The following is a 13,854-nucleotide window of genomic DNA, read 5'->3' as shown; positions in this document are numbered from 1 at the left end:
GAGGTAGAAAGCTCTGCTTATCGCAGAATCAGTGTTGCACGATTTAAATAATCCCTAGGATCGTGTAAATATCCATCTAAACACAATTGAAAGCGCCTAGCTCTAATTTAAGTATAGTTGATATTCCTTGAGAGATATAAAAGTCGAGCAAATATCTCCTTTTTATTTTTGAGTGGTGCTACCCAAAGCTGAAGGCTGAGACATAAGGAGTGTCTATACAGAATTAGCCCGCAATAGATCTGAGATATAATTCTCTGCAGGCGCATCTTCTAAACAAATAGCGGATCGAGCAGTTGCTGCCAGGCACTCAAATCTGATTTATGATCAACCGGCACATTATCCCCATTATTTACAAAGAAGGTAGGCGTGGCCCAAACTGACTTAGTAGCCGCATAGCGGATCGGCGTACGTGCATCAACGTAGATCTCATGGCTCTGCATTCGCTCCAAAAAGGCATTACGATCGGCCGCCCCATGCTCTTGGGCTAGATCAGCCACCAATTGCTGCAAATCCACATGGGATTTATTGGAGAAGGCGGCATTATTGAATTGCTCTTGCCGCTCAAATAAGAAGCTAACAAAATCTCTGCACCTTTCAGCATCACCCTCTGCCAACGCAAAAATACCTAAGCTTACATCCCAAGCTTGGCGATGGTTACTTAAAGTTAGCAGGTGTACCCGCAAGCTAAGCGATTTATCTTTATAAGACTCCATTAGCACCATCAAGCTTGGCCAGGCGGCGCGGGAATGCGGGCATTGGATATCTAGGAAGACATCGATAGTAACCAAGGCATCAGCCTTACCGAGTAGAAAGCCACTGGGGCGGCGAGGAATGGGAATGGCCATAAACTTGATTCTCTTAATTCTAAAACGCTTGGTTGATAAGCTATCGTACGGCGTTTACCGCTAGGCACCTTGACGTAATTAGCTTGTAAAGTGCACCTCCATAATAGCCATTACTTGGAAGTTTGCCACCCACGAAGAGATTCTTGTTCTGCATGTAGAGACTTCCCCAGTAAACAGTCGCTGACTCTAAGGGCATTGGATCGCTCCAGGTCGGATACTGAATGGGATTTTCGAGGCCGTTACATTCAAGGCAGCTAATATTGAAAATCTCAATGAATACTTAGCGTAGGCAGGCCAGGCCCTGATAGCCTCTGTAATCTAAATAAGCGCCCGCATCGTATAAGGTATACCCTCTAATTAAAAACTTAAGATTTGTCTTGTCATCATGATGCCAACTCCAAAGATATGCTGCCTAGCTATGTTCCTATTAATATTTAGCGCAGGAACTATTGCCAATAACATCGAGGCGAATACCGATACAAAAGCTGGTGAACTACCGCAAAACCTGTATTTCGATGTTTTTCTTGATGATAAGAAAATTGGAAAACACAACTTTATTTTCTCAGCCATAGACAATGGCTACGAGCTTAATTCAGAAGCCAGCTATAAAGTTAAAATCTTGGGCATTACCTTCTTCAACTATCAGCATCAAAGCAAAGAACATTGGCAGAATAACTGCCTTAAGTCTATTCAAAGCAACACCAATTCGAATGGGGATAAGTATTCTGTCAGTTCCGCCTTAGTTAATGAAAACCTGAAAATCACAACGCAAGACGAGACATTTACAGCAAAAGAGTGCACCCGCAGCTTTGTATATTGGGAGCCAGACCTGCTTTTTAGTAAGCAACTCTTAAATAGCCAGACCGGAGAGCTTCAAGAACTTAAGCAGTCTGAAGAGTTAAACGGCGAGTTACGAATTATCAAACTTTCTGGCAAAGATATGGATATTGAGCTGCACTATAAAACAAATCAAACAACAGGTCTGGAACAGTGGAAAGCGCTGATAGCTAAGTTAGAAAACGGACGCACCTTAAATTATCGCAGCACGAAACTTGAGGGAAGTTAGCCCAATGACCCAGCGATATATAGCCACAATATTAAGCATAACAATACTTAGCGCCTGCCAAAGCCACCCGCCTCTTAAGACCGTAGAAAACTTGGACCTACAACGCTTTATGGGTGACTGGTATGTCATAGCCCATATTCCAACATGGCCAGAACGCAACGCTAGTAAGGCCATTGAAAGTTACCATTTGAATGACGACGGCAGCGTTGATACGGTGTTTACATTCACAGAAGTCGGCGATACAAAGCAAAAAACCATGACGGCCACAGGCTTCCCAGATGCCAGCAGCAATTACAGTATTTGGGGCATGCAGTTTTTTTGGCCAATAAAAGCTGACTATCGTGTAGTTTATATAGATTCGGATTACCAACACACCATAGTGGCCCGAAATAAGCGTGATTACCTTTGGGTAATGTCCAGAAAACCCTGCATTAGCTCGCAGAAAATGAAGGAGCTAACAGCCTTTTCAGAAAAGCTTGGCTACGACATGAGTAAACTCAGGCAGGTACCACAATAATGTCTCGGTCAGCGTCTATTCACAGCAATGTAGGCCCTATTCGGCTGGTTGGTCGGCATTTACTCGCCACCGCCTCTTTGCTTTGGGTCTGCGGTAATTTAATTATCGCGCTTTCTCTATTGCTCGCAATCGCCATAGTGAAAATGCTACTCCCTATCAAGGCGATTCAAAAAAACTGTGATTATTTAATTGAAGCCCTATATCAACTTGCCGTACGGGTAGATAGCTTTTGGATTGAAAATATTCTGGGTATCAAGTTTGAAATTAAGGGGGCCCCCATCCAGCACTCTGCACCCGTAGTTATTTCCAATCATCACTGTGGCTTTGATGTGGCGATATTGCAGGAGATCATTTCAGGGCGTGGACCACTTCTGAAGTTTTTGATCAAGAAGGAAATTATCTGGCTTCCTATTTTTGGCTGGGTTTGCTTTCTGCTTGATTTCCCTAGATTAAACAGAAACAAAAAAAGCCAAGACCGTGAGAAAGACTATGCCACGGTAAAAGCCGCCACCCAGCAACATGGCATTGAACGAAACAGCCACTCCGGCGCCCTATTGATCTTCCCTGAAGGTACGCGTTTTACAGAAGCAAAAAGAGCAGATCAACAATCGCCGTACCAACAGCTCCTAAAACCAAGAAGTGGTGGCTTAAAAATTATTCAAGAACATGCCGAGCCCGGCACGCCCTTAATCGATATAACTATTGATTACAGATCTAAAAACGCCAGCCTTTGGACATGCTTATATGGCGTACCCAATAATATTATTATTCACATTCACCATTTCAATCTCGATGAGATTGACAACATGCAACAGTGGTTGAACCAACGCTGGCATGAAAAGGACAAATTACTTGGCAACAGAAAAATCAACTAGGCTGCCGCTCAGAGTTATTTCCCTTTATATTTTGGCGGCCGCTTTTGCAAAAACGAATCAATGCCTTCTTTAAAATCTTCACTGTACTGAGTTAATACTAATTGATCTGCATCCATATAGCTGACCGCATGGTTTAAGGCATTTGCGGCAACATTAATCGCCTGCTTACACATACGACTAGACATAGGCGGCATAGATGCGGCTTTTTTAGCTAACTCCCTTGCCTGCTTAACAGTCTCACTAGGCCTGGTGATATAGTCGGCCCAACCCCAATCAAAGGCTTGCTGCGCGGATACCTGCTCGGCCAGCATAAACATACGCTTGGTTTTTGCTGGCCCAATTAAATTGACACTACGCGGAACACTTTGCCAACTCATATTCATTCCACGCTCTATTTCAGGAACATAGAGCAAGCCTTTACCTGAACAGACTCTTAAATCACAAGCCAAAGATAGGGCGACTCCGCCACCTAGGCAGGGGCCTTCAATAGCAGAAACTGTCAACGCCTCGATGTTTTCCCAAGCTCGGCACATTTTTGCACCTAGCGCTGATGCGCGGCGTAAGGTCTGTAAATCAAATTGGTCGGGGTTTAATACCAATGGATCATTCAAGTTCATACCGACACTGAACAGATGCTCTTGCCCGCTTAAAATGACAGCGTGAACAGACATATCCTCACTGAGTTCATCAGCTACATTTATCAGCTCTGAGATTGTCTCTAAGCAGAAGGCATTTCCTTTATGCCCAGTATTAAGCTGAACAATCGCTATCTCACCGCCTATTTCAACATTGATATGCTGGTAGTTTTTAAATCGCATTATTGCAGGCCTTTAGTTTTTCTTCTTTAACGAGTAAATCGGTATAATTGCTGTTGGCCACTGTATTTTAATACAGCCTCAATTACCTTTTATTGTTTGATCTAGCCAATAAATGTCTACCGATAAAGCATTTGATTCACCGCCCCCATTCCTATTGGCATTAATGGCCATTGCGAGCCCTATCGCGCTGAATATATACGCACCACTTATGCCCATGCTGGCAGATCAATTTGACGTTTCAAATGAAAGCGTCCAGTTTGGCTTTACCTTGTATCTCCTATCCTTGGCTGTTGGACAATTGATTGCAGGCCCTCTTGCGGATAGGTGGGGGGCAAGGCCAGTTTTGATTTACGGCTTTCTTATTCACATAGCGGGCTGCCTATTAGTAATAAGCAGCCAGGATATCGCTGTTTTACTCATAGGCCGCTGCTTGCAGGCAGCAGGCGGCTGTACTGGCATGCTACTGGCCAGAAGCCTGGTGTTACAAAACAACAGTTTGGATAAGAGTGGAGCCCTGCTGGCTTATATCACGCTCGGCATCGCCAGCTCTCAAGCTTTGGCGCCAACACTCGGTGCTTATCTAGCCGAATGGTTTGGCTGGCGCAGTGCAATATTGCTGTCTTTTGTAATAGCACTTGTCATCTTACTGTTTGCAATTCGCTTCTTATCCAAAGAACAAAAATCCTCACAGCAACAACAAAATAGTAAGCTCTTAAGTAGTGCCTCTAAAAACTACTGGGCTGTACTTAGGAACCGAGTATTTTTAACTTTTGCACTGAGTAACGCTCTCATTACCTCAAGCTATATTGTTTTTATAAATAATATGCCATTTGTTGTGGAGCAAGAGTTGAATGGCAGTGCTACAGATTTTGGTAATTGGTTTCTTTGGGTTGCAGGTGGGTTTTGGTTAGGCAGCTTTATAGCCGGCAGAAGTGCTATCCAGCTAGGCGCAAGGCGGCTATTAGTTTTTGGCTACAGCCTCTCAGTATTTGCGGCCTTCACTATGCTTTTCTTGCTGTATCTTTTTATGCAACAAACAAGCTATTGGCAGTTTTTTATTCCTATGGCGGTATTTACAATAGGGCGTGGTTTAAGCCAACCCAACGCTCAGGCCACTGCCGTAAAATCCTGCCAGCATAATATCGCCAGTAGCAATGCCGTATTTGCAGCTATCCAGTTATTACTTAGCTCTCTGATCGGGCAACTCAGTAGCTATTGGCTACACTCATCCATTTTGAACATCGCCATTATTATTAGTGGCCTTTCTATATTGGCGTTTGCATTAGCTGTTTTCAATTCACGAACTCACGATATAAAAGCCAGCTAAGCCACAGCCATAAGCGCAGAACAGTTATCCAACATGCGATTGGCAAAGGCCCATTCATTATCGTACCAAGCCATAACTTTAACGAGATTTTCGCTTGCCTTAGTTTGCGTTGCATCAAAATTCGATGAGGCCAACTGATGATTGAAATCCGCCGAAACTAAGGGCAAGTCATTATAGGCCAATACCTGGGGTAAATTTTCCGAAGCCTTGCGAATAATTTCATTAACCTCATCGACAGTCGTCGCCCTTGAAGCAATAAAGCTGAAATCAACTAAGGAAACATTGGCTGTGGGCACCCTAACCGCCATGCCATCCAACCTTCCTGCCAACTCAGGCAATACTAAAGCAACGGCCTGCGCCGCTCCCGTTTCAGAGGGTATCATCGATAGTGCCGCGGCTCGTGAGCGATAGATGTCTTTGTGATACACATCTTGCAGTTGCTGATCACTGGTATAGGCATGAATGGTTGTCATGATACCGCGCTCTATACCTATCGATTGATTCAATACCATCGCCAGCGGGGCCAGACAATTTGTGGTGCAAGAGGCGTTTGAAATAATCTCGCAAGCGGCATCAAGGCAGTGGTGATTCACCCCATATACTACCGTCGCATCGACATTTTTGGCCGGCGCTGAGATGATCACTTTTTTGGCCCCAGCCTGAATATGTGCTTCGGATTTTTCCCGACTGGTAAATAAGCCGGTGCATTCTAAGACTATATCAATGGATAAATCAGCCCAGGGGAGCTTTTCAGGATCAGCCTCTGAGCAAAGTTGAACCTGCTGTTTTTCAACTAGCAAGTTTTTACCTTGAATATCGATGCTTGCGGGGAAGCGCCCGTGGATTGAATCAAATCGAGCAAGGTGCAGATTGGTCTCTGGAGGCGCCAAGTCATTTATGGCCACCAATTCTATATCGCCGTGATCCTGAGAGGTGAAAATAGCTCTAAATATATTTCGGCCTATACGTCCAAAACCGTTTATCGCAACTCGTATACCCATAGCAGCTCTCCACTGAAGTTTTTACATCTATCTAATTGTTTCCTCTTCCTACTTTTACGAATCTGGTACTCAAAATATTAGTTTACTTAGCGTTGGCTATCCAAGCCGATCTAAGCCCCTTTAAGACCGATAAGGACTTAAATCACCCGCTGAAATAACATCCGACAAAATAAATTCTCATTTGAAATGAATAAACGTACAAAAACCAGCGTAGAAACCCTATAGAAGACCTCCAAAAGCCCCTAAAAACCGCCAAGCAGTACAATAAACACTCAGAATTATTCAAAAACCTCTTCACATTAGTTTCATTTGAGAATACCATTAGTTTCAAATAAGACGATTGACAGGAAAAACCATGATCAATATTAAGCAAATCCACCATGTCGCTTATCGCTGTAAAGATGCCAAAGAGACCGTGGAGTTTTACCGTGATGTTCTCAATATGGACTTTATCCTAGCAATCTCGGAGGACAGAGTGCCCTCTACCAAAGAGCCCGATCCCTATATGCATCTGTTTATGGATGCCGGCAATGGCAATATCTTGGCTTTCTTTGAGATTCCAAACTCCCCTCCAATGGGCCGCGACCCTAACACCCCTGATTGGGTACAACACATTGCCTTTGAGCTCGAAAGCGAAGAAGAACTACTTGCAGCCAAAGCCGAGCTAGAAGGCAAAGGTCTTGAAGTTGTCGGCCCGACAAACCATGAAATCATTAAATCAATTTACTTCTTCGACCCCAATGGGCACCGCCTAGAGTTAACCGTACGAACAGACAAAGCCGGACAAATTGAAGAATTAAATCGTATCGCCCCAGAGATGCTTGAAGAGTGGAGCCAAAAGAAAACCACGGTAAAGCAAGCTGCCTGGCTGCACAGCGATGAATTCTCAGAAGACTAAAAGGGTGAGCACATGCTAAATACTTATGATTATCCTGAGTTCGACTACCAGCAATCAGCAGAGCAGCAATCCGGAGAGTTGAAAAGGCATCCTGTGGTCATTATTGGAGCTGGCCCAATCGGACTTACCGCGGCTTTGGAGTGCGCAAACCAGGGAATTCCTGTGGTGGTACTTGATGATAACAATACCGTCAGCATTGGATCACGCGCCGTTTGCTACGCCAAGCGCCCGCTCGAAATTTGGGATCGCCTAGGTGTTGCAAGCCCAATGGTTGAAAAGGGCATTAGCTGGCAAGTTGGCAAGGTTTTTTTCAAAGAGAAGCTGGCGTATCAATTTGACTTGCTACCAGAGCAAGGCCACAAAATGCCCGCCATGATAAACCTACAGCAGTATTATCTTGAAGAGTACATGGTCAATGAGTGTGAACGCCAAGAGCTTATTGATTTACGCTGGAAGCATAAGCTCTTAAGCATCTCCCAAAATCACGATATCGCCACCTTAGTCATCGAGACGCCAGACGGTGTCTTTAATATGGAAGCTCAGTGGGTAATTGCCTGTGATGGTGCCAACAGCGATACCCGAAAAATGTTAGGCGGAGACTTCTCTGGTCAGTTCTTTCAAGATCGCTTTCTAATCGCAGATGTGGTCATGAAAAACGACTTCCCAACCGAACGCTGGTTTTGGTTTGATCCCGTCTTTCATAAAAACCAATCAGCACTTTTGCACAAACAATCCGATGATGTTTGGCGGATCGACTTTCAGTTAGGCTGGGATGCAGATCCTGAGGGGGCTAAAAAGCCGGAAAATGTTATCCCTTTGCTAAAGCAGATGCTGGGCGATGACTGCGAGTTTGAACTTGAATGGGTTTCGGTCTATCAATTCGCTTGCCGCCGAATGGATAAATTCCGCTATGGAAGAGTATTGTTTGCCGGTGATTCTGCCCACCAAGTTTCGCCATTTGGTGCCCGTGGTGCCAATACAGGTGTACAAGATATTGATAATCTTGGCTGGAAGCTAAAACTCAACCTCGACGGCAAAGCGCCCATTGAATTGTTGGATAGCTATAGTGAAGAACGTGTTTTCGCTGCCGATGACAACTTAATGAACTCGACTCGATCGACAGATTTTATTACCCCCAAAAGTAAAAGCAGCCGCGTTTTTCGCGATGCAGTTTTACAACTGGCAGAAAAACATGAGTTCGCCCGCCCCTTAGTTAACAGTGGTAGACTCTCAACCCCGACCCCCTATTTGCAATCTAGTTTAAACAGCGAAGACGAAGATGCGTTTTCAAGCTGCATGGCACCTGGAACTAATTGCGCTGACGCTCCCATTACTGTATCAGGACATAGCAGCTGGCTACTGAATCATTTAGGCGGCCAATTTAAACTACTGATCATCAATGAAGATGCTGCTCACAGTGTAGAACAAGGCGGAGTTAAAGCAGATGTTCTAAAGCTAGGTACCGACTTCGACGACACTGAAAGATTAGTCAGTCAACGCTACGATGGCGAACAAGGTGCGGTGTATCTAATACGCCCAGATCAACACGTTGCCGCCAGATGGCGTAAGTTTGATGAAGCCAAGATTAAAGCAGCAATCGCAAAAGCTTGCTGCCAGCATTAATGGGAGGGAATATGAGTTTACAACTTCAAACCAATATCGCAAAACCCGACAGCTTCTACAACCGCCTTATTGATATGCAGAGAGACTTAAGCGAAGAAGAAGTTCAAATGATGAATGCCAAATTGATTCTCTTACTCTCAAATCATATTGGTGAAGAAGAGGTTTTATTTGAAGCGATGGATCTTGCAAAGCCATAGAGCTTAAAAACCATAGCTCGCATGTTTTTGATCTACACTCAAATGTAGAGCACTAATAAAAAAGCCCCTTTAAAAGGGGCTTTCTTAGTTAGTCTATTAAAGGTTGATTCAACCAATTGTAAATATAATACAATAGGCCAGATCCGGCGCTATCGGCCTCTGCTGGATCAAGACCTGCACCAGCAATTATTTTTGCCTGCAAGTCACTAACCTGTTGCTTAGCACGGCTGGCAAAATCCATCTGGCTCGCTTTAATATTCAGCTTATCAAGCGCATCTTCAATCGGTATCAAGTAGTTGATATTTAGCGATGTACCTTCACGGGTCATAAGCCCAGAAACACTAATGGCTACAAGCTCACCATTTTTATTAAATACCGGACCACCCGAATTACCAAAGTTAATTGCTGCATCTGTTTGGATATAAGACATGCCACGCATTTCACGTTTAGCCGACACAATACCGCGTGTAATAGTGTGACTAAACTTCATATCCAGCGGCGTTCCAATCACAAACAAAGAAGCACCGATATCAACACCTTTTTTACTAATAGGCACTGGATTTGGCACATAAGGTGAATCAACTTTTAGCAAGGCAACATCACGAATGGCATTCTTTTGGATTACCTTCGCTTTGAAATCATCCTTACCCGAAATGACCCTACACTCTTTTTCATCACCTACGACATGAGCATTCGTTAGCACATAGCCATCTTCACCAATGTAGACACCACTACCATGCCCCGAGGACATTTTTATGATCGCAGTACGATACTTCAGTGATTTTGCAGCGTCTTCAAAAGATTTAAACTCGTTCTTGTAATTAACCTTTACATCAATCGATTCAGTATCTAGCTTAGCAACTCTGCTCTCATCTACCGCCTCACTGATCGCTTCAATAAATTTTTCATTGGCTAGCATGTTGTTAGTAGCCATTTCTAAGGCCGTATTAAAGCTTTTAGATCGACCTTCTGAACGAGCAAGCTCAGATATACCATGATGCGAGCCTTTGGTTTCAAAAACCAAAACCGTTTCATCAAGCAATGGATCTCGCAAGGTCCACTCAATCTTAATATAAGTGCTGTCTTTAGATGATTTTCTTGCTTTACTTTTGACACAAGTATTAATGAAGACTTTCTTGATTCTAGCTGTTAGATCCAAATCTCCTGCCTCTCGTACTGGAACTCCAGTACGGGCAAGGTAGCCATGAGATTCAAAGACCTTGTTGATTTTCGGGCCGACATAGTCCTTATCTAAGCGGACATAGCCTTTTACCCAATACAAATCAACGGGAGCCCCGCAAACAACTCGCCCAATAAGCACATCTTCACTTTCTGACTTTGGAAGATCCAGGGTGAAATCGCTCAACACAACACCGCGTGTTGTGGCTTTCCCCGAATATGAAATGGGGGTTAATTGCTCAGCCACAGGCACGGCATATTTATCTTTAATATTGATAACTTCCGACTGCTGGTCAGCTTGTGCCATTTTCGACTTATCACCGTAATGCACTACGCCATTTTTATCTTTCCACTTGTATATCTGAGCGGTGGCGCCGGCACTTAGTAATGAAAGCAGCGCTATTAAGAATAGGGTTTTCATTGAAGCTGCCATCACTCACGGTTCCATGTCATTAATCGGTAAACACCCAATACAAAAACCACCAAGCCTATGGCGGTTCCGCGTCGCAAAAGGGATTCATCAAAGGGAGGGAAGACGAACAGGAAGCTTGCGCCAATTAGCGAATAACTAATACCGCTTAAACTGCGCTTCATAGCACTAAAGCTAACTCGCTTTTGAAAGCTATGCAGTTCTTTTTCTTGAGCTTGAGTTGCGGCTTTATATTGGGGCTCTTCTTCCGCTACCGAACTAGCCCGCAGCGAAGGCTCCGGCTCTTCTTTTTCTACCAATGCCATGCTGAGTGCAGGAGCTGCAGCCTTTTGGGCCTGCGGTTCAGCTGAGACTTGGGGGGGCTTGGGCTTTGCTTTGCTATCAATGGGGACAACCCGGCTTTGGGCACCGATCTTCGCCAGTTTAAGCTGTAAATCTTGTGCTTGCTCTAGATTTACCCCTTTTTTTAGCGGCACTGGATTTCCAGAAAATAGCTTTCGAAGCTGAGCGTCATTGAGCTTCATTGATTGCTGCAATCGACGCTGTACCTGCTGAGATGTAAAACCTTCTATAACCTGGCCGCGAAATACTACGTTATACGACTCGCTCATGCCTGCATTCATCCTTGCTTTGATTCGGTGATCGGCCTAAGAAACGCGCGGCCAAATCAGCAAGCAATTTAACAAGGAAAACACGACATAGCAATTGGCCTCGCTAGATAAGCCACTTATTCCTAGCGATAGGGTTTCAGCAACTCATCAACCTTGGTCGACCAAACGGTATAGCTATCGGCCCCCTTCCAGGGCACCTTGGGCCACCAGCGTTCTTGAACAGGTGTGGCGGGTTCAAACGGTTGCCCAGGTATTGGGATAATGATCTCTTGAGACAAGCCTTTCTTCTCAGCCGCTTGCAGCAGGCGCTCAATCGGCTCTACCCAGCTATGCCTTGATAAATTAAAGCCTGCCCAGTGTACCGGCAGCATGGTTTTAGCATTTAGCATTTGATGCGCAATCAAGCCCTGCTCTGGCCCCAAATGATTGTCTCGCCACAAAGGATTGTAAGCGCCGATTTCAACAATCGATAAATCGAAGGGCCCGAGGCGCTTACCCACCTCAAGGAAGTCTTCATGCATAGCCGTATCACCACTATAGACTACCGAGCTTTTCGGCCCAGCAATCGCCCAACCAGACCATAGAGTTGACTTATGATCGCTGCGCGATGCCGTGCGCCCAGAGCTATGGCGACTGGGAATGGAGGTAATTTTTAGAGCACCAACTTGCTGATCATCCCACCAATCCATCTCATGGATATCGTCTGGTGCAACCCCCCAATAGCGAAGATGAGAACCTACTCCCAATGGTACATACCACTGCAGACCTTTTTCTTTTAGCTGTTTTACCGTTGCCATATCTAGGTGATCGTAGTGATCATGCGATATCAAAACGGCATCAATATCTGGTAAATCCTCTAAAGCTAAGGGCGAAGGGTAGAAACGTTTAGACCCCAAAAAGCTAAAGGGTGAGGCTCGCTCCGACCACACGGGATCGATGAGAACATTTTGACCATCCACCTCTAGCAGCAAAATTGAATGGCCAAGCCAAGTTACCCGTAATCCAGATTCGGGCTCTTTAGAGAATATATCGGTATCGGTGGCCGCTATTTCCAAGCGTGGATTAGGCTCTACGTCTGGATTTTGATCCAAGAACATCGATTTCATGGCCTTCCAGCCGTCAACCGGCTGTTGCGCCAGTTTATTTTTGAAATGTGCACCATCCCACTGAGGGGAGGCTTTGATGGGGCCCGCTACGGCCTCATCGTCAAGATCGGGTAACTTTCCAAAAGAGCTACAAGCTGCGATAAAAATGGTCGCAATGGCAATAATGCTAAAAACAAAGAGGTATTTAAATGGCTGCAGGAGCTTTCTTAACATTTTAATGATCTTACAGTGCATACTTTTAAAAACGCACTGTAAGATCTGACTTGCCTAGGTACAAGTAAGTTAGTGTTAAGGCCTGCTGGCAGCGAATTTTCAAGCGCTAGTTCTTTGCCCAGCGCACGAGATTACTCAAAGACTTTTGCACACCGTTTAGCGGCTGAACAATGTAGTTTTCAGCCGTCAACTGACCTTCCTCATTGGCTTGCAGTTGTTGATGTAAGCCTTGTAAATCTTCAAGACTCATGGCCATCGAGGCTTCATCTGGCTGATAAAGGCTGCCAATCTTATACATCTGGCCGGCCTCTTGACTCATTTCAATGTGCGATCCCAGCACATAAGAAACTGGTTTAGTTTTGGCGAACTCATAAATATTAGCGATACTTTGTTTATAATCAGCCCAGTTTTTTACATACAACATTCCTGGGTAGAAACTGTCGCCAGTTAACAGCCAATTGGTATGGCTATCATAAACCGTAATCGCTTCTTCTTGGTGCCCTGGAGTTTTTAGGAGGCTCAATTCACGATCGCCCAAATCGATTTTAACTTCTTGCTTGCTATAAAAGTCCTCAAAGGAATCTTTATTTGCTGCCACAAGCTCGACATTAGCAAGCTTGATAAAGGCCGAATCACCCGCGGTGTGATCACTATGATGATGAGAGTGGATAACCAGCAGCTCTGAGCTATTTCCATATTTTGACAACAGCTCTTGTACCAGCCCTGCTAACTCTTGACCTTGTGTCGGCTCATCGGCACCCGTATCCAATAATAGATTTTTATTTTTACCCAGCATCAAATACATGATTGGCGCTTCAACATGGCTACATTTGTTCTGGCGAATGATAAAGCTACGCTCGTCGTATTGATGAACTTCGTAATTGGACAAAATAGACTCTTTTATCAGGCGAGCACTACAATCCTCTTTGCCTGAGCTCCACTGTTTATTCTCTAAGTCTTGGCCGTATGACATACGAATCACATTGGAATAATTAAAATCTATTCCACTTAGAGATGATGAAGATGACTCAATAGATTTGTTGGCACAGGCGGCCAAACTGACAGAGCTGAACGCTATTGCTATGGCTAGAATTTTCTTCACGATTTATCCCTCATCTGGTTTATGAAAACTTAGACGAGAGATAAAT

At 44.5% G+C, this 13,854-nt stretch carries 14 protein-coding genes; 7 read left to right on the top strand and 7 right to left on the bottom strand.

Annotated elements, in window-relative coordinates:
- Positions 1 to 269 precede the first annotated feature (269 nt).
- A complete protein-coding gene (locus Q1A08_RS06320) occupies positions 270 to 845 on the bottom strand; it encodes a thioredoxin domain-containing protein (protein WP_299770966.1) in 576 nt (191 codons plus the stop codon).
- A 418-nt stretch (positions 846 to 1,263) separates the two neighbouring features.
- On the opposite strand from Q1A08_RS06320, the gene Q1A08_RS06315 reads away from it, so the two are divergent.
- The 3 genes from Q1A08_RS06315 to Q1A08_RS06305 are packed head-to-tail and all read left to right on the top strand — an operon-like array spanning position 1,264 to position 3,303.
- Positions 1,264 to 1,911: a DUF6134 family protein gene (locus Q1A08_RS06315; RefSeq protein WP_299770964.1), complete on the top strand. Its 648-nt coding sequence runs from the start codon at positions 1,264 to 1,266 to the stop codon at positions 1,909 to 1,911.
- Between the two features lie 4 nt (positions 1,912 to 1,915).
- Entirely contained in the window at positions 1,916 to 2,428 is a 513-nt protein-coding gene (locus Q1A08_RS06310; RefSeq protein ID WP_299770962.1) for a lipocalin family protein, read from the top strand.
- Positions 2,428 to 3,303 (top strand): 1-acyl-sn-glycerol-3-phosphate acyltransferase, encoded by an 876-nt coding sequence (locus Q1A08_RS06305; protein ID WP_299770960.1) that lies wholly within the window; start codon positions 2,428 to 2,430, stop codon positions 3,301 to 3,303. The genes Q1A08_RS06310 and Q1A08_RS06305 overlap by 1 nt, the downstream gene beginning before the upstream one ends.
- Before the next feature lie 14 nt (positions 3,304 to 3,317).
- Here the strand turns inward: Q1A08_RS06305 and Q1A08_RS06300 are convergent, their stop codons facing one another.
- Complete coding sequence (locus tag Q1A08_RS06300; protein ID WP_299770958.1) at positions 3,318 to 4,121, bottom strand: enoyl-CoA hydratase/isomerase family protein; 804 nt, start codon at positions 4,119 to 4,121, stop codon at positions 3,318 to 3,320.
- Positions 4,122 to 4,233: 112 nt separating this feature from the next.
- Between Q1A08_RS06300 and Q1A08_RS06295 the strand changes: the two genes are divergently transcribed.
- Positions 4,234 to 5,448: an MFS transporter gene (locus Q1A08_RS06295; RefSeq protein ID WP_299770956.1), complete on the top strand. Its 1,215-nt coding sequence runs from the start codon at positions 4,234 to 4,236 to the stop codon at positions 5,446 to 5,448.
- Here the strand turns inward: Q1A08_RS06295 and gap are convergent.
- A complete protein-coding gene (gene gap / locus Q1A08_RS06290) occupies positions 5,445 to 6,449 on the bottom strand; it encodes a type I glyceraldehyde-3-phosphate dehydrogenase (protein ID WP_299770954.1) in 1,005 nt (334 codons plus the stop codon). The two genes, Q1A08_RS06295 and gap, sit on opposite strands and share 4 nt — an antisense overlap.
- 355 nt (positions 6,450 to 6,804) lie before the next feature.
- On the opposite strand from gap, the gene Q1A08_RS06285 reads away from it, so the two are divergent.
- The 3 genes from Q1A08_RS06285 to Q1A08_RS06275 are packed head-to-tail and all read left to right on the top strand — an operon-like array spanning position 6,805 to position 9,167.
- Positions 6,805 to 7,347 (top strand): VOC family protein, encoded by a 543-nt coding sequence (locus tag Q1A08_RS06285; protein ID WP_299770952.1) that lies wholly within the window; start codon positions 6,805 to 6,807, stop codon positions 7,345 to 7,347.
- Between the two features lie 12 nt (positions 7,348 to 7,359).
- Entirely contained in the window at positions 7,360 to 8,970 is a 1,611-nt protein-coding gene (locus Q1A08_RS06280; protein WP_299770950.1) for an FAD-dependent oxidoreductase, read from the top strand.
- An 11-nt stretch (positions 8,971 to 8,981) separates the two neighbouring features.
- On the top strand, positions 8,982 to 9,167 hold the full coding sequence (locus Q1A08_RS06275; protein ID WP_299770948.1) for a DUF2783 domain-containing protein: 186 nt from the start codon (positions 8,982 to 8,984) through the stop codon (positions 9,165 to 9,167).
- 88 nt (positions 9,168 to 9,255) lie between these two features.
- Here Q1A08_RS06275 and Q1A08_RS06270 read toward each other — a convergent pair whose 3' ends face one another.
- The 4 genes from Q1A08_RS06270 to Q1A08_RS06255 all read right to left on the bottom strand — a co-directional run bounded on the left by Q1A08_RS06270 (position 9,256) and on the right by Q1A08_RS06255 (position 13,808).
- A complete protein-coding gene (locus Q1A08_RS06270) occupies positions 9,256 to 10,767 on the bottom strand; it encodes a trypsin-like peptidase domain-containing protein (protein ID WP_299770946.1) in 1,512 nt (503 codons plus the stop codon).
- 11 nt (positions 10,768 to 10,778) lie between these two features.
- Positions 10,779 to 11,387 carry a hypothetical protein gene (locus Q1A08_RS06265; protein WP_299770944.1) on the bottom strand — a complete coding sequence of 203 codons (609 nt, stop codon included), beginning with the start codon at positions 11,385 to 11,387 and terminating at the stop codon, positions 10,779 to 10,781.
- A 122-nt stretch (positions 11,388 to 11,509) separates the two neighbouring features.
- Positions 11,510 to 12,706, bottom strand: a complete 1,197-nt coding sequence (locus Q1A08_RS06260) for an MBL fold metallo-hydrolase (RefSeq protein ID WP_299770942.1) — start codon at positions 12,704 to 12,706, stop codon at positions 11,510 to 11,512.
- A 106-nt stretch (positions 12,707 to 12,812) separates the two neighbouring features.
- On the bottom strand, positions 12,813 to 13,808 hold the full coding sequence (locus Q1A08_RS06255) for an MBL fold metallo-hydrolase (protein ID WP_299770940.1): 996 nt from the start codon (positions 13,806 to 13,808) through the stop codon (positions 12,813 to 12,815).
- Positions 13,809 to 13,854 lie beyond the last annotated feature (46 nt).

Source organism: uncultured Pseudoteredinibacter sp., from assembly GCF_947500695.1.
In the GTDB taxonomy this organism is placed as follows: domain Bacteria; phylum Pseudomonadota; class Gammaproteobacteria; order Pseudomonadales; family Cellvibrionaceae; genus Pseudoteredinibacter.
Note: the sequence above shows the minus strand (reverse complement) of the source record. Positions and strands in the feature narration are given on the sequence as shown.

Coding starts and splice junctions, on each gene's coding strand:
- Q1A08_RS06305 (WP_299770960.1), top strand. CDS start 2,428: ATGTCTCGGTCAGCGTCTATTCACAGCAATGTAGGCCCTATTCGGCTG.
- Q1A08_RS06300 (WP_299770958.1), bottom strand. CDS start 4,121: ATGCGATTTAAAAACTACCAGCATATCAATGTTGAAATAGGCGGTGAG.
- Q1A08_RS06260 (WP_299770942.1), bottom strand. CDS start 12,706: ATGTTAAGAAAGCTCCTGCAGCCATTTAAATACCTCTTTGTTTTTAGC.
- Q1A08_RS06285 (WP_299770952.1), top strand. CDS start 6,805: ATGATCAATATTAAGCAAATCCACCATGTCGCTTATCGCTGTAAAGAT.
- Q1A08_RS06295 (WP_299770956.1), top strand. CDS start 4,234: ATGTCTACCGATAAAGCATTTGATTCACCGCCCCCATTCCTATTGGCA.
- Q1A08_RS06315 (WP_299770964.1), top strand. CDS start 1,264: ATGTTCCTATTAATATTTAGCGCAGGAACTATTGCCAATAACATCGAG.
- Q1A08_RS06275 (WP_299770948.1), top strand. CDS start 8,982: ATGAGTTTACAACTTCAAACCAATATCGCAAAACCCGACAGCTTCTAC.
- Q1A08_RS06280 (WP_299770950.1), top strand. CDS start 7,360: ATGCTAAATACTTATGATTATCCTGAGTTCGACTACCAGCAATCAGCA.
- gap (WP_299770954.1), bottom strand. CDS start 6,449: ATGGGTATACGAGTTGCGATAAACGGTTTTGGACGTATAGGCCGAAAT.
- Q1A08_RS06310 (WP_299770962.1), top strand. CDS start 1,916: ATGACCCAGCGATATATAGCCACAATATTAAGCATAACAATACTTAGC.
- Q1A08_RS06320 (WP_299770966.1), bottom strand. CDS start 845: ATGGCCATTCCCATTCCTCGCCGCCCCAGTGGCTTTCTACTCGGTAAG.
- Q1A08_RS06265 (WP_299770944.1), bottom strand. CDS start 11,387: ATGAGCGAGTCGTATAACGTAGTATTTCGCGGCCAGGTTATAGAAGGT.
- Q1A08_RS06270 (WP_299770946.1), bottom strand. CDS start 10,767: ATGAAAACCCTATTCTTAATAGCGCTGCTTTCATTACTAAGTGCCGGC.